Raw genomic sequence first — 20,092 nt, 5'->3', positions numbered from 1 at the left:
CGCCCGTATTTCTACCGGCGGCATATGGCACGAGAATATGACAGGTGGGTTATTATTCGCCTGCAATCTTCATGGCAGGTAATAAGATAGAACCGCACTGAATGTTACTGCGGGTTTCGATATCACTGCCTATGCTAACGATATTGCGCAGCATATCTTTCAGGTTACCGGCAATGGTTATCTCGCTCACCGGATACTGGATTTCACCATTCTCAACCCAGAAACCTGCCGCACCACGGGAATAATCGCCGGTAACAGTGCTGACACCCTGGCCCATCAGTTCAGTCACCACCAAGCCTTTATCGAGTTGCTTAAGCATACCCGCGAAATCCTGCCCCTGACCGGCAACGCGCCAGTTATGAATGCCACCTGCGTGCCCAGTGCTTTGTAGCCCCAACTTACGAGCAGAATAGCTGGTCAACAGATAAGTTTGCAGCACCCCATCTTTGACAATTTCCCGCTGTATTGTGCGCACACCTTCACTGTCAAATGGCGTTGAAGCCAAGCCACGCAGTAAATGTGGGTGCTCTTCGATAGTTAGCCACTCAGGCAGAATTTGTTTGCCGAGATGGTCAAGCAGGAAGGTCGATTTACGATAGATATTGCCGCCGCTGATGGCCGAAACCAAGTGACCGAACAGGCCGGTGGCAACTTCAGCAGCAAACAGCACGGGCGATTGCATGGTGGGTAATTTACGCGGTGACAAGCGAGATAGGGTACGACGGGCGCACTCTTCACCGACCCATTCCGGGCTGGCTAAATCTTCTATCCGCCGACCAATGGTATAGGCGTAATCGCGCTCCATATCGCCATTGTGCTCGGCAATAACACTGCTAGACAGTGAATGACGGCTCGAACAGTAGCTTTGCAGCATGCCGTGGCTATTACCAAAGACCTTAATACCATAGTGACTGTTAAAACTGCCACCTTCCGTATTGGTAATGCGCTTATCCGCTTGCAATGCCGCCTGCTCTGCTCGAGCGGCTAACAAGATACCTTGCTCAGCATCCAAGTCACTCGGATGGAACAAATCCAGATCTGGGGCATCAAAGGCCAGCAAAGATTTTTCAGCCGGGCCGGCATAAGGATCTGGGGAGGTATAGCGGGCAATATCTAAAGCGGCCTGCACCGTACGTGCCACCGCGTCTGGATTTAAATCAGTGGTAGACGCACTGCCTTTACGCTGCTGGTGATAAACAGTAATGCCCAGCGCGCCATCGCTGTTGAACTCCACGTTTTCCACTTCGCCAAAGCGAGTGCTGACGCTGATTCCGGTGGTTTTGCTTACGGCAACTTCGGCCGCATCAGAACCCGCGCGGGCCAATTCCAAAGCCTGTGCAACTGCTTGTTCCAGCGTTTTACGCTGTTGTGCAACTTGAGTGACTACTTTCATCAGTCTGCCATAATTAATGAGATAATCGTTCGAGAAAGTGTCGTAATACGACGACTTACACGGATAAAATAGAGAATACTATGGTTCTGAGTCTATCAGAGATCTTGGTACAATTTCGCAGAAAGCCAACAACCTGCTACGATTAGCCTCTTTTTAAGGAATTTGACCATGAACAAACAGCCCGAAGACTGGCTAGATGAAGTCCCAGAAGATAAAAACGACGATGACGATGAGATCATCTGGGTCAGTAAAAGTGAAATTAAACGTGATGCCGAAGTGCTAAAAGACTTGGGCACCGAGCTGGTTGAGCTAGGCAAAAACGCCCTGGAGAAGATCCCATTGGATGAGGATCTGCTCGCGGCCGTTGAACTGGCGCAGAAGATCAAAAAAGAAGGCCGCCGTCGCCAGATCCAGTTAATTGGTAAAATGCTGCGTGCCCGTGATGTAGAACCGATTCAAACGGCATTGGATAAGCTGAAAAACCGCCATAACCAACAAGTTTCGCTGTTCCATAAACTGGAAACACTGCGCGACCGTTTGGTTGAAGAAGGTGATGATGCCATCCCAACCGTATTGGAATTGTATCCAGATGCTGACCGCCAGCAGCTACGCAGCTTAGTGCGCAATGCTCAGAAAGAGCAGGCAACAAACAAGCCGCCGAAGTCATTCCGTCAGATCTTCCAGTATCTGCGTGAATTAGCAGAAAAGCAGCAGTAATCGGGCGGGGCCGGGTCTAACTCGGCTCCCGACTCAATAAAGTTCTAGTCAGGCAATATTAAAACGTAAACTGCCTGCCAGCTCTTCCTCAGCTTCTTCCAACAGCAACACAATAGCCCCAAAACGGCGTTTCCGGCGGTGATTGAAATGGATAAATTCAATCTCTACCGGTAAAGCTATCTCGCCTGTTACCACATCCCACAGCGCATCCAGATTGGCACCAAAACCTTCGTTCAGCGCAAACTGTTGGGAAAATGCGCGGTAAAATGCAGGAAGATCCGGTATATGGTCAAAATCGAATACCACTTTTACCATCTTTTCACTCCATCCGAATGAAATGCTTATAGTGATCCTGAGTCAGATAAATCAGGCCATCATTGGAGTAAAGCAAACGATCAGTACCACGATGCCCACAACGATAATTCACATCAGCTTCATGCCAATTACGGCCCTTGGCTTCGGGTAATTGACGTTCACGATTAGAAAAACGATCGCCGCCAATGGCTTTACCCGGCAGTACCTTGCACAAATTACCGTCTTTAGGATTCCAGCCCTTCTCACGCGCCTGCTGCTTGGTAATGTAAAAATCCGGCAAGCGGTGATGCGCTTGCAAGTATTTTACAACCTGCTGGTGCTGGGTGAGCTGTTCAATAGAAACCGGGACTGATGGCCGCGAACGTTCCAGATCCGGCGACTGACCAATATCACGCGCCGTGACACCGTCAATACCCTGAAATGCGGCCACCGCTAGCAGCAGTATTGCCCCCAGAATAGTGATAAGTCGCTTATTCATGGTTCTCCTTAACCCTCAAGCTGCTGCTCATTACGATAACCTATGCCGTATCATCTGATTTATAAATTGCCCAGATGCAGAGTTTTAACTTCCATAAATTCATCTAAACCCAGCACTGAACCTTCACGACCCAGGCCTGATTCTTTCACCCCGCCGAAAGGTGCCAGTTCAGTAGACACCGAGCTTTCATTGACGCCAATCATACCGCTTTCCAGCGCATCTGAAACCCGAAATACCCGCTGCAAGTTCTGAGTATAGAAGTAAGCCGCCAGCCCGAATGGCGTGTTATTCGCCCGCTTGATCACTTCATCTTCGGTCTTGAAACGGAAACAGGCCGCCAGTGGGCCAAAGGTCTCTTCAGAAGCCACTTTCATTTGCTCTGTAGCATCGGCAATGACCGTCGGCTGGAAGAAGTTGCCACCTAACTCATGACGGCTCCCCCCGGCTAACAACCGGCCGCCCTTCTCCAGAGCATCTTTTACGTGGTCTTCCACCTTCTCAACACCTGCCAGATTGATAAGTGGCCCCATGTTGACATCTTGGTCCATGCCATTGCCTACTTTCAGCTTTTTCACTTCGGCTGCCAGGCGGTTAACAAACTCGTCGTAAATGCCATCCTGAATATAGAAGCGGTTGACGCAAACACAGACCTGCCCGGCATTGCGGAATTTACAGGCCATGGCTCCGGCAAGTGCCGCATCCAAATCGGCATCATCAAACACGATATAGGGGGCATTCCCACCCAGTTCCATGGAAATTTTCTTCATGGTGGCGGCGGCATTGCGCATCAGGGTTTTACCCACTTCCGTCGAGCCGGTAAAAGAGATTTTACGCACTTCAGGGCTGGCCATAATGGCGTCGCTGATAGCATGGGTATCACCGGCAACCCCATTGAGAACCCCAGCCGGTACACCAGCCTGTTCTGCCAGTGCCAGCAAAGCAAAGGCGGATAATGGCGTATTGTTGGCTGGTTTAATTAACCCGGTGCAGCCAGCAGCCAGCGCGGGCCCTAATTTGCGGGTGAGCATCGCCAGCGGGAAATTCCAGGGAGTGATGGCAGCGACCACGCCAACCGGCTCGCGGGTTGCCAGAATGCGGGCACCTTCTTTGGCGGGCGGAATGATTTCACCATTGGCACGCTTCGCTTGCTCACTAAACCATTGAATAAAGCTGGCGGCATATGCAACCTCGCCCAATGCTTCTTTCAATGGTTTACCTTGCTCAGAAACCATCAGCTCAGCCAATGATTGCTGGTGCTCCATTATCAGTAAATACCAACGCTGTAGAATCTCTGCGCGCTGTTTCGCGGGGGTTTTGCGCCAGGCGGGGAATGCCTCGCTAGCGGCCTTAATCGCGGCTTCGGTTTCTGCTTTGCCGGATTTCGCCACTTTCGCGACCAATGCGCCAGTGGCCGGATTGCGCACCTCGAAAGTGCTCTGCGCTTGATGCCAAGAACCGCCGACAAAATAGCCGATATGGTAAACACCGTCGCTCTGTTTTTGGCTTTGTAATGGGTTTTGTGCTGACATCTTGTCGACCTCCTGCGGGGGAATGATGCCCCCCATCAATGGAGGGCTAGGAAGGATGGTTCCAGATTCAGTATAGCCCTTGAGAAAGCTATGGGAACAGCTTAGCGCCTTTCAATCGGTGATTATATCAGCGCACTCTGATAACGGTGCAGCATATCTGCCAGCCGTTTCACTGGACGAGTAACTGAATCAGGAGACTGATAATCAACCAGTTTTTGCTGATATTGGTCTAATTCCTGCAACAGTCGGGCGAAGTAATAGCGCCGCTTCTGGGAGTTTTTGGCATTAATCACTCTATCCGCGGTGTAGCGAATTTGCTTATGGAAAGCACTCAACTCAGCATTAACCGGGATCTCGGTCTTATTGAGCCGCTGATGGGCGATGATCAATGTTAATGCCAGCCGATATTTGTCGATATCACCGGGGAACATCATCAATAACTGGTTCAGTTGCTGGTATAACGCCGGTAAATGATTTTCACTGCGCCGAGCTTTGTTGGTCGTGAGAGCGGATACTGCGCTGTAAACAAAGCGGTTGAGTAAGGTTCTGCCGGTTCTGTCTTTGGCATTATCGCGGATCAGCAACAACACCATCAGAGAAACGAAGCAGCCAACAATTTGGCCTAATGCGCTGTCGAGGAACAAACTGACATTGAATTCCATCGGGTTACTTAGCACCATAATATTGATGGTGCTGGCTAACGTCCCCAGTGAACCCAAGCGCCGCTTTTGTACTTCAATACCAATAATGAACGCCAGCAGCCCCAAGCTAATACACAGCAGCAACATGCTCTGCTGAGTTGCGGGAATGATAAACATAAAGTAAAGCGCCCCGATGGGCAGCGCCATAACCACCCCCAACAGGAAATCTATCGCCACCATCCGCGGATTAGGGGTGCGCATCGCCAGCGACGTCACCACCGCTATCATCACCATACAACCCGCCCCTGATGTCCAGCCGGTCCACAGCCAGAACAAGCCACCGATAGCGGTCGCAATACCGGTACGCAGGCCATTAATCATGGCGTGATGGCCTTCAGCGGAGACATGCTTCACCGGAACATCACCGGCTAGAATATCTTCCTCAACCCGGCTGATGCTGCTGTTAGTGTGAATCCCTTTCGCCAGCAATAAATAGCGAGTTGCCGCGCCCACCCAGCTGCTGATGGTATGCGGGATAGCCTCACTGTGGCTGGCACCAATAAACTGGCGCAGTTTTTTCATCCGCTGATGAATCTCCGCCGGAGTTTGTGCCGGTTCGCTCAGCATGGCCTTCAGTTGGTCGGTTAATATGTCGGGATGATTGACTAGCACCAGATAGGTTTCACACGCTTGGGTTATCAGTGCTAAAGACTCGGTGTGTAATACCCGTAAACGACGATTACAGCGCTGCCAACGGGAAGATTCCATCATCAAATAGCTGCGCATCCCATTGAGCGCGGTGGTATTTTTAACTAAATCATTCCAGGCACGGTCAATATCCGTTTTTTCGGCCTGATGTATGCACAGCTGCAACAGCTGGTATTGATCCACCAAGACTTTATCCACCAGCCGATCAATATCCTGCTTGATTGATCGCGGTGAAAACAGCAGATCAGCCATGACCGCACAGACGATCCCCAGCACAATCTCACTACAGCGCTCAACGGCGAATTGGGGCGTTAGCAGCGGAGTTTCACCGGTCGTCACAATGATGATAAGGGCGGTATACCCAGCTAAACCAAAGGCATAAGAGTTTTCCACACGCACTAATGATGAGATCCACGTGCAAACCCCAGCCCATAAGCAGCAGAGCATCAGCGTCAATACCGGTGCTCTGATGGTCAGAACAATGATAATCAAGCCGCCAATGCAGCCGATAAATGTTCCGATAATACGCAACCAGCCACGATGGCGAATTGCGCCGGAGAAAGGCTCACCACCCGCCGCAAAAGCCGGGCCTGCAGCGACAATCGCCGCCGTTAGCACTGACCAACGCGGCGTTTCCAATTGCAAGTGAAAGCCCAGAAACAGTGCGGCCACAATGGCAAAACTGAGCTTAAAAGCAAAGCGCAGGCGAATGAAAGTCGGGCTGCTCATCTTAGCCAAACTCGCGCAGACGATGCATCAGCTTAACAATTGGCGATGCCTGGTTGGGATCGCGATCATTCGATCCGGTGATAACCACCGTTGCAGTCGTCCCTGCCGGGTAAGGATGCTGTTGATCCTCATCATCCAGACGGATTTTCACCGGCACACGCTGCGCCAGACGTACCCACTCCAGATTATTATCAATGGTCGCCAGCCCTTTGCTATCAACACTGCTGCTGCTGTTGGTGACCCCCGCAGAGATACTGTCGACGGTACCATGCAGAATACGGTTACTGCCGAGTGGGGTAATTTCTGCCCGATGCCCCGGTTTAACCCCTTCCAGCTTGGTTTCTTCCAGATAGGCTAAAATATAAAAAGTATCTTTTTTCACCAAGGCGACCGCTGTAGCGCCGCGATTAATAAATTCCCCAGCATGAACATTCAGGTTGGTCACCCAGCCTTCTGCGGGCGCGCGTACTACAGTTCGCTCCAGATCAAGCTGGGCTAAATCACGCACCGCGATAGCTTTTGCCAGTTGATGACGGACGGTTTGCAGCACATTGCTAGATTGGTCAATCTCTTCTTGTGACAGTGCCTGAACCCCTAAACGTTGACGCCGACCCGACTCACGCTGTTTCTCAGCAGCCAGTGTTTGGTAATAGGCAACATCAGCTTGCGCTTCGGCCAGAGCCTGTTCATAGCGCGGCTGGTCAATGACAAACAGGATTTGGCCTTTCTGCACCAATTGGTTGTCCTTAACCGGGACATCGGTCAGCAAGCCGCTGACGTCCGGTGCAATAGCAACGACATCTGCGGTAAATTTAGCATCACGGGTCCAGGGTGATTCAGTGTAAAAGGCCCAGACCTTGAAGACAGCAACAATAGCCAGTAAAACCACCAATAAGGTGATGCCGATGCGGATTATTTTTAATGAAAAAGTACTCACGGCGACCTCAGGAAAAAAGACGAGATATTAAGTAAAAAAGACAACCGTACAATGCGGTATTAAAGAGCGCTGGATGCCAGACAAACTCATAAATACCCGTGGGTTGTAACATGCGACGCAGGACAAAAAAAAGGGCCAGCGAGAGCAGCAGCTCAACAAATATCGGTGGAAAAGAGAGGCCGAAAATCACCATCACCGGAAGCAAACTCATTTTTAAATCCTTTCTGTTGTGGGGTGTCGGTGAATACGCCCAAATGAATAATCTGACAGTTAACTGAAATACATCCAACTACAATAGCCACGGCTAAAAGCACCAGCCATAAGACTGACTTATAGGTTAAACTTGGTTGATTATTATGGCTGTAGCTTGCCATGAGATGAGGCAACACTTCGGCTACGTGGTTTTCAAGCTTCGGACTCTTCTCCCGACAGCAGTATATTAGCCTGCTTATTATCAAGTTATCTACAATGTGTGATCTAAATCACTTTTAAGCCAGAGTTAACAATCCCTCTCGCTAACAGTCCATATAGAGCAAACCATGGAAAGATTAAAACGAATGTCAGTCTTTGCCAAAGTCGTTGAGTGCGGTTCCTTTACCGGCGCAGCACGGCAGTTGGCCATGAGTGTGTCGTCGATAAGTCAGACAGTGTCAAAGCTGGAAACAGAGCTGAATGTTAAGCTGCTTAACCGCAGTACCCGGCGCATTGGTTTAACCGAGGCTGGCCGCATTTACTATCAGGGCTGCCGGCGCATGCTGCAGGAAGTGCAGGAAGTCCACGAACAACTGTATGCATTTAACAATACCCCGACAGGAACGCTGCGGATTGGCTGCTCATCGACTATGGCGCAAAATGTGCTCGCCACCATGACCGCGGAGATGCTGAAAGAATACCCTGGGCTGTCGGTTAATTTGGTCACCGGTATACCGGCACCGGACCTGATTGCGGATGGTTTGGATGTGGTGATTCGGGTCGGAGCTTTACAGGATTCAGGGCTGTTTTCTCGCCGCCTGGGTTCCATGCCAATGGTGGTGTGTGCCGCCAAATCCTATCTGGCACAGTACGGCACGCCGGAGAAACCCTCGGATATGGTCAATTTCTCGTGGCTGGAATACAGTGTCAGGCCGGACAGTAATTTTGAATTGATTGCGCCGGAAGGTATTACCACACAGATATCCCCGCAGGGCCGTTTTGTGACCAATGATTCGCAAACCATGATCCGTTGGCTCAACGCTGGCGCGGGTATTGCCTATGCGCCGTTAATGTGGGTGATTGAGGAGATAAAACGCGGTGAAGTGGAAGTGCTTTTCAAAAAATATCATTCTGACCCCCGCCCGGTTTATGCACTGTATACCGAGAAAGACAAAATGCCGCTTAAAGTCCAAGTCTGTATCGACTATTTAACCGAATACTTTAAGCGGGTTGCTGAGGTATATCAGGGCTACCGATAACATGAGCATAGTTATTGGGTGCCCAGTTAGACTTAAACTGAGCACCAAACATGCTGTATTTCTTCTTACGCGGTGCCGCCCACGGTCAGATTATCCAGTTTCAGGGTAGGCTGGCCCACGCCCACCGGCAGGCTTTGACCTTCTTTGCCACAGACGCCAACACCCTTATCCAGCGCCAGATCGTTGCCGACCATGGAAATCTGCTGCATAGCTTCAATACCCGAGCCAATCAAAGTGGCCCCTTTCACCGCATGGGTGATTTTGCCTTTTTCGATTAAGTAAGCTTCAGAAGTCGAGAAGACAAACTTGCCGGAGGTAATATCCACCTGACCACCGCCAAAATTAGGCGCGTAAAGGCCATATTCCACACTGGCGATGATCTCTTCTGGCGTGGATTTACCGGCCAGCATATAAGTGTTCGTCATACGCGGCATTGGCAGATGCGCATAGGATTCACGGCGGCCATTACCGGTTGGCGCAACCCCCATCAAGCGAGCATTGAGCTTATCCTGCATATAACCTTTCAGAATACCGTTTTCAATCAGCACGTTATATTGGCCGGGTACCCCTTCATCGTCGATGGCAAGAGAGCCACGGCGACCTTGCATGGTGCCGTCATCAACCACGGTACACAGCTCAGAAGCAACCAACTTACCCATTTGCCCGCTGAATACGGAGCTGCCACGGCGGTTGAAATCACCTTCCAGCCCATGACCAACAGCTTCGTGCAGCAACACGCCCGGCCAACCAGCACCTAACACCACTGGCATGGCACCTGCCGGTGCTGCAATGGCAGACAAATTCACTAATGCCATTCTGACGGCTTCATTAGCAAAATTATCGGCACGCACTTCACCGTCAACCACCTCAAGGAAGTAGTCATAACCGAAACGGCCACCACCACCACTGGCACCGCGTTCGCGCTTGCCGTTCTCTTCAACCAATACACTGACTGACAGGCGCACCAGTGGGCGCACATCTGCCGCCAGCGTACCGTCAGTGGCTGCGACTAGAATCTGCTCATAGACACCGGTCAGACTTGCGCTCACTTCCTGCACCCGCTTGTCGGCAGCACGAGCCACTTTGTCTACTCGGTGCAGCAGTGCAATTTTGTCTTCCCGAGAGAGACTTTGCAGTGGGTCGAGTAATGGATACAGCGCCTTATAGCTAATTTCACCCAAGGTATGCACTTTACCGTTGCCAGTATCACGCACAATACTGCGCGCTGCATGGGCACTTTGCTGTAAAGCATTCAGGGTTATCTGGTCGGCGTAGGCAAAACCGGTCTTTTCACCACTGACTGCGCGCACCCCGACACCCTGATCAATATTGTAAGAGCCATCTTTAATGATGCTGTCTTCCAACACCCAGGCCTCGTGGTAGCTGGACTGGAAATACAGGTCAGCATAATCGAGGCGGCGCTCGGCCAACTGCCCCAATACTGAGAACAAGTCCTGATGGTTCAGCTTGTTAGCAGCGAGTAACTGCTCACTGACAAACGAGAGGCTCATAGTTTTCACTCTTTATTTAGATGATTATCATGAAGTAGATGATAGCTTATTCGATGGCGGTACCAGCGACGCCTGGAAGCGATTATGCTGCAATACCGGCATCTGGTTACGAATAGTCTTCAAACCTGTGGTTTCAATTTTGACTTTTAAAGCAGCAACCGCATCTGGGTTTTGCCCAATAATTTTACCCCAGGCATCAACCGCCATGGTATGGCCCCAAGTCCGGCGGGTGGCACCGTGACGCCCCACCTGTGCTGCGGCCAATATCACGCACTGATTTTCAATCGCCCGTGCGCGCAATAAAATTTCCCAATGAGCTTCACCCGTGACTTTGGTAAAGGCCGAAGGCACTGAAATAATCTCTGCTCCCTGCGCACGTAAAGCCTGGAACAAACCGGGGAAACGCAGATCATAGCAAATCGTCATGCCGAGGCGGCCTACTGGCGTATCCACTACCGTCAATTGCTGGCCCGGTTGATAAGTATCAGACTCACGGTAATGACTATGCAGGTCGTTTATATCCACATCAAACATATGGATTTTATCGTAGCGGGCTTTAAGCTCACCCTGATCATCAAACAGCAAGCTGCTGGTGGTGATCAGGTCCGGTGATTCACGGCTGATCAGCGGCATGGAGCCGACTTGAATCCAGACTCCGTATCGACGCGCCATCTCACGCACTTCCTGCTGTAATGGCCCATCGTTGTGTTGTTCGGCATGGTGGCGGTATGAGGCAGCATTGGCAAATAACAAGGCATTTTCCGGCGTCATAACCAGTTGAATGCCTGAATTTAACTGTTTAATCTGCTGCTCAATTTGAGCCAGATTGTCACGGGTATTTTCACCACTGCATAACTGTAATAATGCGACATTGGCATTTTTCATGGCGCCTTACTCTCCTTTAGCTGGCGTAATACTTCATGGATGGCCGGTTGATCCAGGCTACCGGTAATCTGATAGCGAATCAGCGAGACCTTGCTCCATAACGGCCCTAAAATCTTGGAGGCAGCAAATACTGCCGCCCCAACCACCGGGTTAATCGCGAACGCAGTTGCGACACCGACAGTGGCAGAAATCTCTGGGGTGATGACCGCTTCCATGGCTATCTGGCGTTTCACCAAATCAACATTGCCGCTCATGGCAATATCGGCCGCCAACCCATCAACCACTAAATCATTGGTATGCATCACGCCATTTTTGATATTGGCGCTGCCGCGAATAGAATCAAACGCGAAGTCACGACTAAACGTATCACTAAAATCGAGTTGGAGCTTACGTAATAGTGCGTCAAAGCTGACTAAACGCAATAACTGGCCCGCACGGCCACCACCGAGATCAGTGAGTAATCCGCGCCCCAGTCGGCTCTTGAGCGTTCCATTCAGGCTATCAATTTGTGGCTGCCACGGCACACCGCGCCAATTGATGTCGGCATTGATATCAAATGAAGCATCTTTTATTGGGGTTGTCAGGCCAAAAAACGAGAGTGTTTCATCGATTTTTGCCCCACTCAGTGCAACATTAAGAGCGGTTTTGTCACCCAGATGATCTTGTTGCCACTGCCCGGAAACCTTCGCCCGCCCATTACCGGCTTCAATCAACCCATTTGATAACGTCAGTACCGAGCCTTTCGGAGTGAGATCCGCAGTCACCCGCCCGACGTTTTGCCCCAAAATCCAACAAGCTTTACAACGCAGTTGCAGAGCTGGCCAATTATGGAACGAGACTGTGCTAGGGCTTTGTGGCTCCTGCAATGCCGCTTTTGCCAACGGATCACTCTTTTCGCTCCCCGCCCACTGCGGGTTGTAATAGAGGTAATCAATATCGGCATGCCATGGCCCACTGTCAGACATCAACAGACTGCCATCCACTTCCTGCCCCTTGGCCGTGACTCTGGTGCCCGCCAGCAAAGGTTCCAGTTGTAATGTCAGGCCATGCCAAGCCTGACCGCCGATTAACAACTGTGGAGTTTGCAATGTCAGCCGCTTCGGGAAAATAACATTAGCGCTGCTGCCTTTTATTTTGGGCTGAGTAGAGGAGGCAAAAGGTGCGCTCACTGCTGAAAGCTCAGGAGCCAGCAAAGCCAGCCAGCGCTCACCATCCAAGTTAGGCAGCTTGAGTACCAATCCTTTGTCATCAGGTAACGGCGGTGTCTTGTTGCTGTCGGTCTGCCAGATAGCCCGCGCCAGCTCCACCTGATCCTTTTGCAGCAGCCATTGGCTATTAAAGGTATTGTTGCCGCCCGCACTACCCGACAGAGTAAAGCTATCCAGCCCACCGACGGCCTTAACCTGTAATGGTAAGGTTTGACCACTGACTTTATCTAGCGGTGGCGGTAAGTGACTGCTCACTTTCTTAAGGTCAGCCGTGACATCAATTTTATAATCCGGCTTGCCGTTTTTAGGCAACTGCACGGCAACTTTACCTTGCCAGTTGGCACTGCCACTCAGCAATTTCGCCACATCGTCCGGTACACCGGGTAATTTGGCCGGCAGCCAGTCACCGTGTAGCCCGACATTGACCAAAAAGTTCTTAGGTTGCTCTTGGGTGGTAAAATCAACGGTTAGCGGCTGCCCGAACCAGTTGGCGGATAAGGTATCACTATCCAGATTGCCATCATTGAACCGGAACTTACCGCTGATATTTTCCAGTTGGCTGTGCAACGGCTTAACCAACAGGCTGTTATTCTTCAACGTCACTTCGCCGCTGGCATGCGTAATGCGGTTCTCTTCCAAGGGGATATCTAGGTGTAAGCGCCCACTAACATTACCCCCGACCTGCAACTCCTCAAGTGTTTCAGCCACTGAGTCCTTGAGTGGTGTCTGGGTAAAGTAGTCATGAACATCACGCCCTTCACCCGCCACTTCAGCATCAACATAGAGTTTCTCTTGCAGATAATCCGGGATGATGGCGCTGATATTGCTGCCGGTGACATTACCCAGCATGGCATGAGGCGCGTTCATCCACAGACCTTCATTAAGGAAATCGAGGTCAATGGCTAAATTCTCTAATGCAGGCCAATCTGGCTGGAATGCGAAGGTCGCGTTACGTAGCGGCACATAGACCTGGAACTGGCCTTCTTTATGTTTATAAGGAAAATCATGGGGATTGCCGTTATAAACCAGCGTGGCATTATCCACCTGCCCACCCTGTAACGCCGCGGTCAAATAGTCAGCCAGTTTCTTGCCCATCAATGGAACTGGGAAGTAGCGCCAAGCATCGGTGGCATCATACAGACGAATGCCGGTCAGGATCTTAAGCCATGGCTGCCCTTTATCCGGTTGCATATAGCGGAAACTGCCATTGCCCCACAAGGATTTGGCCCTGACATCTAGCTGGTCGCTCCAGAGCTCCCAACCTTTATCATCCACCTGCCATTTCACTGTGCCACTGGCCTGACTCACCTCTAATGGGGCGCGGAACATTTCACCATAAGGCAAGGTGCTGTCTTTAAGGTTGATATCCAGCCGCCCAAGTTCAGCTGTGCCGCTCAACACACCGGAAAAATTATTCACGCCAGGTAGTAAATCCCAATGCTGCCAGCTGATATTGTGCCATTGAGCCTGGAAACGTGTTCTTTGCGGTTGGCTGATTGGAATATCCAATGCCAAGGCATCGATAATGCCCTGCGGCCGTAAATCAGCCCAGCGCTTCATCAATTCAGGTGTAAAAAGTGACAGGGTTGGCAATAGCGGCCCAACGCGTTCGAGCTGAATATTGGTGGCGCGAATACGTAATTCTTGAGATTGGTCTGGGCCGATGAATTGGGTATTTTCAGGTAGCCACAAAGCTGACAGATGCCCTTTCGGCCAGGCTTGACCATCTGTTTTGAGGCTCAACTCTGGCGCGTCAATTTGCCAGCCATTGCCCTGACGGCGGCCTTCCAGTACCAAATTATCTACGGCTAACTGATGGGATTGCTCGCCCACCGTCCAGTTGGCTTGCCCCTGACTGAGCAGTACATTGCCACTGTAAATTTCACCACTTTTAATACTTAGCCAAGCGGCCAAGCTGAATTCAGCACTGTCCAACCCGGTATTATTGTGCAGCCAGCGGCTAATCCAAGGTTTCAGGTCGATATTGTCGGCCTGCATATAAACCGTGCCATTATTTAAAATGCCTTGGTTATCGTGCAGATCCATACGCACCATCACTACGCCATGCTGGCCATTGATGGTCGAAAGGCTGATTTGCCCTTCAGCGCGATGCCGACTCGGCGAGTTAAGCCAAGTCAGTTGTGGAATTTCTAATTCGGCACGTGGGCCTGATGGGGTCAAAAATGAAATGCGACTGTTGCGCAGGTCAAAATGGTCTAATTGACGTAAGAAAATATCAGTAATGTTGCTGGCTTCAAGGCTGCTGTTATTACTCTGCTGCCTATCGAGCGTGGTGTGCAAGTCCAGCTGTAATTGATAGAAAGTCATGTCACGGAACTGCCAGCGCCAATGAAGCAAGGATTGCCAGACATCGAGCGCAAGAGTTACCCGTTGCACCTGCCAGTCGGCTTTCGGCAATTGAGCGCGAATATCACGCAATTCCAACGTTGGGCCAAAGGTTTCCCACGTCCCTTGCATGAATCCCACTTCCAGTGGGATACCGCTAATGGACTGAACCTTAGCCACGATTTGCGGACGATAGTCGTTGATGAGAGGCAGCATCATGCGTAGCCCACTGACCAACAGTGCCACCACAACAATCATTGTGGCGCCTGTCGCAAACATTATCCTGGGCAGTCGCCTCACACTTCTCTCCTCGCCATCCCTGTAAGGCCGGGAGGCACTTACATCATCACCACATCAAACTGTTCTTGGTTATACAGTGGCTCAATCTGAACTTTAACCTGCTTACCGACGAAAATTTCTACTTCAGCGAGTGCGTGAGACTCTTCGCCTTTCAGCGCCTCACCGACTGCTGGAGAAGCATAGACCAAGAAGCGGTCAGAATCATAAGCATGGTGAACACGCACAATTTCACGCAAGATTTCATAGCACACGGTCTCGACCGATTTGACGGTGCCACGGCCACGACAGGTTGGGCATTCATTGCAGAGCACATGCTCGATGCTTTCCCGCGTGCGCTTGCGCGTCATTTCCACTAAGCCTAGCTGAGAGAAACCGTTAATACTGGTTTTTACTCGATCTTTACTCAGTGCCTGCTCCAGTGAATGCAGCACACGCCGACGATGCTCTTCATTACTCATGTCGATGAAATCAATAATGATAATCCCCCCCAGATTGCGCATCCGCAGTTGGCGGGCAATGGCCTGAGTGGCTTCAATATTGGTATTAAAAATGGTTTCGTCAAGATTACGATGACCAACAAAAGCCCCGGTATTGATATCTACCGTGGTCATAGCTTCGGTCTGGTCAATAATCAGGTAACCGCCTGATTTTAACTCAACTTTGCGCTCCAGGGATCGCTGTATTTCATTTTCGACATCATAGAGATCGAAAATTGGCTGTTTACCGGCATACAGCTCCAGCTTTTCAGTCATTTCTGGAATATATTCGCTGGTAAACTCCACCAGCAAATCATAGGTCAATTTGGAGTCAACACGGATTTTATCCAGTGCCGCACCGGCAAAATCACGGAGCACGCGCTGTGCCAGAGCCATCTCGCCATACAGTTTATATTTAGTGATATTGCGTTTTTTCCGCTCCTGAACCTTGGTCCACAAACGTTTGAGGAAAGCGGCATCAGCGGCAAGTTCCTCTTCACCAATCCCTTCTGCGGCCGTGCGGATAATAAAACCGCCCTGCTCATCGCAGTACTCCGCCACGGTTTTCTTCAGGCGCTCACGTTCCGCTTCACTTTCTATGCGCTGCGAAACCCCCACATGGGCGGCCCCTGGCATTAACACCAGATAGCGGGAAGGTAGGGTGATATCGGTGGTCAGACGTGCGCCCTTAGTGCCGAGCGGGTCTTTCACCACTTGCACCATTAAATCCTGCCCCTGGCGAACCAGTTCAGCAATGTCGCGCACATTGAAGTTTTTCTGCTCATCCCCAGCCACGCATTCGGTGTGGGGCATGATATCGGAAGCATGGAGGAAAGCTGCCTTATCCAGACCTATATCCACAAAAGCCGCCTGCATGCCCGGTAAAACCCGGCTGACACGGCCCTTATAGATATTGCCAACGATCCCTCTTTTGGCTTCACGTTCGATATGTATTTCTTGCAGGATGCCACCGTCAATGTAGGCAACCCGCGTTTCAGACGGTGTAATATTGACCAGTAATTCAGCTGTCATGTATTCCTCTCACATTACGTAGCGCAATGAAATTACTTAGTAATTCATGGGTTTCTACCAACGGCAGCCCCACCACGGCATGATAACTGCCGGTAATGGACCTGACGAAACAACCACCTTTCCCCTGAATACCGTACGCGCCCGCTTTGTCCATGGGTTCACCGGTAGCAATATAGTCACTGATTTCCAACTGGGATAACACGCGAAATGTCACATCTGTCACAACCATGGCAGATAATATGTCTTGTCGGTCAGCCAGCGACACCGCAGTAATAACTTGATGTTGTTGGCCGGACAATGCACTGAGTATTTGTTGCGCGTGTGCTTTATCTCGTGGTTTTTCTAATACTTGCCCATTTAACACCACAATAGTATCCGCCCCTAAAACTGGCAAATCCTGTGGTGCGACCCTCACCCCTGCCCGTGCTTTATCTTCTGCCAAACGCCGGACATATTCTTGCGCACTCTCTTCTGGATGGCGTTGCTCTTCAACCTCAGTTTTTAGCACTTCAAAAGGCGCACCAAGCAGGGTCAGTAATTCACGGCGACGCGGAGAGCCAGAAGCGAGATACAGGGCGGTCATGAGTCTTAAGTCCTTATTGCACCGCAAATTGGCGGCGAATTTTACGCATTAACAAAAATAGCCAAGGCCACAAAATGCCGTTGACTACACTACTCCAGAATACTTCAGGCCGGAATGAGACATTACTGACTAAAAACTCGGACCAGAACACCACCACATCCATCGTCAGCGAAAGCAGCATCACAATGAGCGCCTGCTGCCACAATGCCATATTGCGGAATAGCTGAAATTTAAACGCCACCAGATAAGCGATAATGCTAAGCGCCAGAGCCCGGACCCCGAGGGTTGAACCTAAAATAAGGTCCATAATCAGCCCCAGAATAAAGCCGGTGCCAACATTCACCCGATGCGGTAATGCCATCACCCAATAAATTAAGACTAATGCCAGCCATGAAGGCCGAAACATATAAATCTGTTCAGGCCACGGCATAATTTGTAGCACCATGGCAATGAGGAAGGACAACCAGATCACCCAACGGCCATTGCTGCTGTAACGGTTCATGGTGATACTCCCGGAGCAGTCACTGCTGGTGGTGTTGTCACCGCAGGCGGTGCCGGAGGCCCCATAGCATCTGCGGCTGGCAATACTTGTGACATCATGGGAGCCAGGCGTTCATTTGCCACACGGCGAACTTCATCAGGTGGCAATGGTACATCGCCATTACGATCAGCGCCCCACAAGAGCAACAGGTAACGTAAGCGCTGCAAGTCAGCGGTCGGGCGAGCTTGAATCACCGTATAAGCGCGCTGGTTGTCAACTTTGACCGACGAAACCACCGCCACAGGATAGCCTTCAGGGAAACGTCCCCCCAAGCCGGATGTCACTAACACATCACCGACACGAATATCTGTATTGCTAGGCAAGTGCTCTAATAGCAAGTCATCAGTACAACCACTACCGGCAGCAATGACCCGAATATCATTTCGCAGTACCTGAATAGGTAGCGCGTGGGAAGTATCGCAAATCAATAATACGCGGCTGGTTAATTTACTCACCGCTACGACCTGGCCTACGACGCCACGGTCACTGATAACCGGCTGGCCTTCGTACACACCATTATTAGAGCCTTTATCGATAACCACTTGGTCACTATAGGGATCTGTCCCGCTGGACATCACCTGAGTCACCATTTTCTGTTCATCCTGACGCAGCGGTGATCCGAGCAATTCACGTAAGCGGTTATTTTCCTGCTTAAATTGCCCAAGTAACTGGAGGTCAGTATTTTTCAGCAACAGTTCTTGCCGCAATGCGCGATTTTCCAGCTCCAATTGTTGATGGGTAGCCAGAGTTTCAGAAACATTGTCGAGAACTTTGCGTGGCCCATTGGCCAGAAAATAGAAAGGACTAACGGCGGTGTCCATATAGGTACGTATTTTAACAAATGTACCTAATCGACTATCCGCTATAACTAAAATAATGGCTGCAAGAACGGCAAAGAACAACCGCAGTTGCAGGGATGGACCCCGGCTAAAAATCGGCTTCATAAATTATGGGTATTCCTTGACGGCATAAAGGAGGAAGCGCCAAATCTGAATCACCCTTTCGTACTTGACGTTACAGCAGATGATGGCGACTCACCCAAATGACTGACTGATGCCAGCGCATTCGAATGTGTTTATTGCCTGGCTGTAACGCCAATGACTTCTTACCTTGGGTATCGATTTATCCGACCGGCCCTTCTCCTTTTGGCTGACTATTCTTCGCTGAACAAATCGCCGCCATGCATGTCGATCATTTCCAGCGCTTTACCACCACCGCGGGCAACGCAGGTCAATGGATCTTCTGCCACCACCACCGGGATACCGGTCTCTTCCATCAGCAAGCGATCCAGGTTACGCAGCAATGCGCCACCACCGGTCAACACCATACCGCGTTCAGAGATGTCCGACGCCAGTTCTGGCGGACACTGTTCCAGCGCTACCATCACCGCACTGACAATACCCGTCAATGGCTCTTGCAGCGCTTCAAGGATTTCATTGGAATTCAGAGTAAAGCCACGTGGTACACCTTCTGCAAGGTTACGGCCACGGACTTCAATTTCCAGAACTTCATCACCCGGATAAGCAGAACCGATGCTGTGTTTGATACGTTCGGCGGTTGCTTCACCAATCAGTGAACCGTAGTTACGGCGCACATAATTAATGATAGCTTCATCGAAACGGTCACCACCGATACGTACGGAAGAAGAATAAACCACACCATTCAGAGAGATAACGGCCACTTCTGTGGTACCGCCACCAATATCCACCACCATTGAACCGGTCGCTTCAGAAACAGGTAAGCCCGCGCCAATGGCCGCAGCCATAGGTTCTTCAATCAGAAACACTTCACGAGCGCCTGCGCCCTGAGCAGATTCACGGATCGCACGGCGCTCAACCTGAGTTGCCCCGACCGGTACACACACCAATACACGCGGACTTGGGCGCATAAAGCTGTTGCTGTGAACTTGCTTAATAAAGTGTTGCAGCATTTTTTCAGTGACAAAGAAGTCGGCGATAACGCCATCTTTCATCGGACGAATAGCTGCGATATTGCCGGGGGTACGCCCCAGCATCTGTTTGGCATCATGGCCCACAGCCGCAACGCTCTTCGGTGAACCGGCACGATCCTGGCGAATAGCAACCACTGAAGGTTCATTCAGTACAATGCCTTGTCCTTTAACATATATAAGGGTATTGGCGGTACCCAAGTCGATGGACAAGTCGTTGGAAAACATGCCACGAAATTTCTTAAACATAACGAAAGGATAATCCTGCAAGCTGGGGGCGGAAAATAAAATCCGCCTACTTTACCAACCACACGAAGCAGCGACAAGGCGCAAAAACGTCCTGATTCGGTGAAAAAGTAGCTGC

Annotated in this window: 17 protein-coding genes; 2 read left to right on the top strand and 15 right to left on the bottom strand. The window is 50.7% G+C overall.

The annotated features are described in order from the left end of the window. Positions 1 to 52 precede the first annotated feature (52 nt). Positions 53 to 1,393, bottom strand: coding sequence for a metalloprotease PmbA (pmbA, locus tag N0H69_RS05220; RefSeq protein WP_050150512.1), 1,341 nt, complete (start codon positions 1,391 to 1,393; stop codon positions 53 to 55). A gap of 168 nt (positions 1,394 to 1,561) precedes the next feature. On the opposite strand from pmbA, the gene yjgA reads away from it, so the two are divergent. Further along, positions 1,562 to 2,110, top strand: a complete 549-nt coding sequence (gene yjgA / locus N0H69_RS05215) for a ribosome biogenesis factor YjgA (RefSeq protein WP_050110751.1) — start codon at positions 1,562 to 1,564, stop codon at positions 2,108 to 2,110. A 48-nt stretch (positions 2,111 to 2,158) separates the two neighbouring features. Here the strand turns inward: yjgA and N0H69_RS05210 are convergent, their stop codons facing one another. From N0H69_RS05210 to aaeX, 6 genes are all read right to left on the bottom strand, one after another. Continuing rightward, positions 2,159 to 2,425 (bottom strand): barstar family protein, encoded by a 267-nt coding sequence (locus N0H69_RS05210; RefSeq protein WP_032911556.1) that lies wholly within the window; start codon positions 2,423 to 2,425, stop codon positions 2,159 to 2,161. A gap of 4 nt (positions 2,426 to 2,429) precedes the next feature. After that, the gene (locus N0H69_RS05205) at positions 2,430 to 2,903 is read right to left on the bottom strand and encodes a ribonuclease (protein ID WP_050123207.1); all 474 of its coding nucleotides are present in this window, start codon (positions 2,901 to 2,903) and stop codon (positions 2,430 to 2,432) included. 59 nt (positions 2,904 to 2,962) lie between these two features. Beyond that, positions 2,963 to 4,432, bottom strand: coding sequence for an NAD-dependent succinate-semialdehyde dehydrogenase (locus N0H69_RS05200; RefSeq protein WP_050150509.1), 1,470 nt, complete (start codon positions 4,430 to 4,432; stop codon positions 2,963 to 2,965). A gap of 122 nt (positions 4,433 to 4,554) precedes the next feature. Next, positions 4,555 to 6,510, bottom strand: coding sequence for a p-hydroxybenzoic acid efflux pump subunit AaeB (gene aaeB, locus N0H69_RS05195; protein ID WP_050110745.1), 1,956 nt, complete (start codon positions 6,508 to 6,510; stop codon positions 4,555 to 4,557). 1 nt (position 6,511) lies between these two features. After that, positions 6,512 to 7,447: a p-hydroxybenzoic acid efflux pump subunit AaeA gene (gene aaeA, locus N0H69_RS05190; RefSeq protein WP_050110744.1), complete on the bottom strand. Its 936-nt coding sequence runs from the start codon at positions 7,445 to 7,447 to the stop codon at positions 6,512 to 6,514. Between the two features lie 7 nt (positions 7,448 to 7,454). After that, the gene (gene aaeX, locus N0H69_RS05185; protein ID WP_050123201.1) at positions 7,455 to 7,658 is read right to left on the bottom strand and encodes a p-hydroxybenzoic acid efflux pump operon protein AaeX; all 204 of its coding nucleotides are present in this window, start codon (positions 7,656 to 7,658) and stop codon (positions 7,455 to 7,457) included. Between the two features lie 328 nt (positions 7,659 to 7,986). Here aaeX and aaeR point away from each other — a divergent pair, with 328 nt between their 5' ends. Then, positions 7,987 to 8,898 (top strand): HTH-type transcriptional activator AaeR, encoded by a 912-nt coding sequence (gene aaeR, locus N0H69_RS05180; protein ID WP_004711000.1) that lies wholly within the window; start codon positions 7,987 to 7,989, stop codon positions 8,896 to 8,898. Between the two features lie 65 nt (positions 8,899 to 8,963). On the opposite strand, the gene tldD is transcribed toward aaeR, so the two are convergent. From tldD to mreB, 8 genes are all read right to left on the bottom strand, one after another. After that, positions 8,964 to 10,409 carry a metalloprotease TldD gene (tldD, locus tag N0H69_RS05175; RefSeq protein WP_050123197.1) on the bottom strand — a complete coding sequence of 482 codons (1,446 nt, stop codon included), beginning with the start codon at positions 10,407 to 10,409 and terminating at the stop codon, positions 8,964 to 8,966. Between the two features lie 27 nt (positions 10,410 to 10,436). After that, positions 10,437 to 11,294, bottom strand: a complete 858-nt coding sequence (gene nit1 / locus N0H69_RS05170; protein ID WP_050110739.1) for a deaminated glutathione amidase — start codon at positions 11,292 to 11,294, stop codon at positions 10,437 to 10,439. Beyond that, positions 11,291 to 15,148, bottom strand: a complete 3,858-nt coding sequence (gene yhdP / locus N0H69_RS05165; protein WP_072077423.1) for an AsmA2 domain-containing protein YhdP — start codon at positions 15,146 to 15,148, stop codon at positions 11,291 to 11,293. Before yhdP ends, nit1 begins: the two co-directional genes overlap by 4 nt. Before the next feature lie 38 nt (positions 15,149 to 15,186). Beyond that, a complete protein-coding gene (gene rng / locus N0H69_RS05160; RefSeq protein WP_032911560.1) occupies positions 15,187 to 16,656 on the bottom strand; it encodes a ribonuclease G in 1,470 nt (489 codons plus the stop codon). Then, entirely contained in the window at positions 16,646 to 17,239 is a 594-nt protein-coding gene (locus N0H69_RS05155) for a Maf family protein (RefSeq protein ID WP_050150503.1), read from the bottom strand. Before N0H69_RS05155 ends, rng begins: the two co-directional genes overlap by 11 nt. Positions 17,240 to 17,252: 13 nt before the next feature. Continuing rightward, on the bottom strand, positions 17,253 to 17,741 hold the full coding sequence (gene mreD / locus N0H69_RS05150; RefSeq protein WP_032911561.1) for a rod shape-determining protein MreD: 489 nt from the start codon (positions 17,739 to 17,741) through the stop codon (positions 17,253 to 17,255). After that, complete coding sequence (mreC, locus tag N0H69_RS05145; RefSeq protein WP_050110733.1) at positions 17,738 to 18,724, bottom strand: rod shape-determining protein MreC; 987 nt, start codon at positions 18,722 to 18,724, stop codon at positions 17,738 to 17,740. The genes mreD and mreC overlap by 4 nt, the downstream gene beginning before the upstream one ends. A 209-nt stretch (positions 18,725 to 18,933) precedes the next feature. Further along, positions 18,934 to 19,977 carry a rod shape-determining protein MreB gene (mreB, locus tag N0H69_RS05140; RefSeq protein ID WP_002228205.1) on the bottom strand — a complete coding sequence of 348 codons (1,044 nt, stop codon included), beginning with the start codon at positions 19,975 to 19,977 and terminating at the stop codon, positions 18,934 to 18,936. Positions 19,978 to 20,092 lie beyond the last annotated feature (115 nt).

This window comes from Yersinia alsatica, assembly GCF_025133195.1.
In the GTDB taxonomy this organism is placed as follows: domain Bacteria; phylum Pseudomonadota; class Gammaproteobacteria; order Enterobacterales; family Enterobacteriaceae; genus Yersinia; species Yersinia alsatica.
The sequence above is the reverse complement of the archived record's forward strand: the minus strand, read 5'-3'. Positions and strand labels throughout refer to the sequence as shown.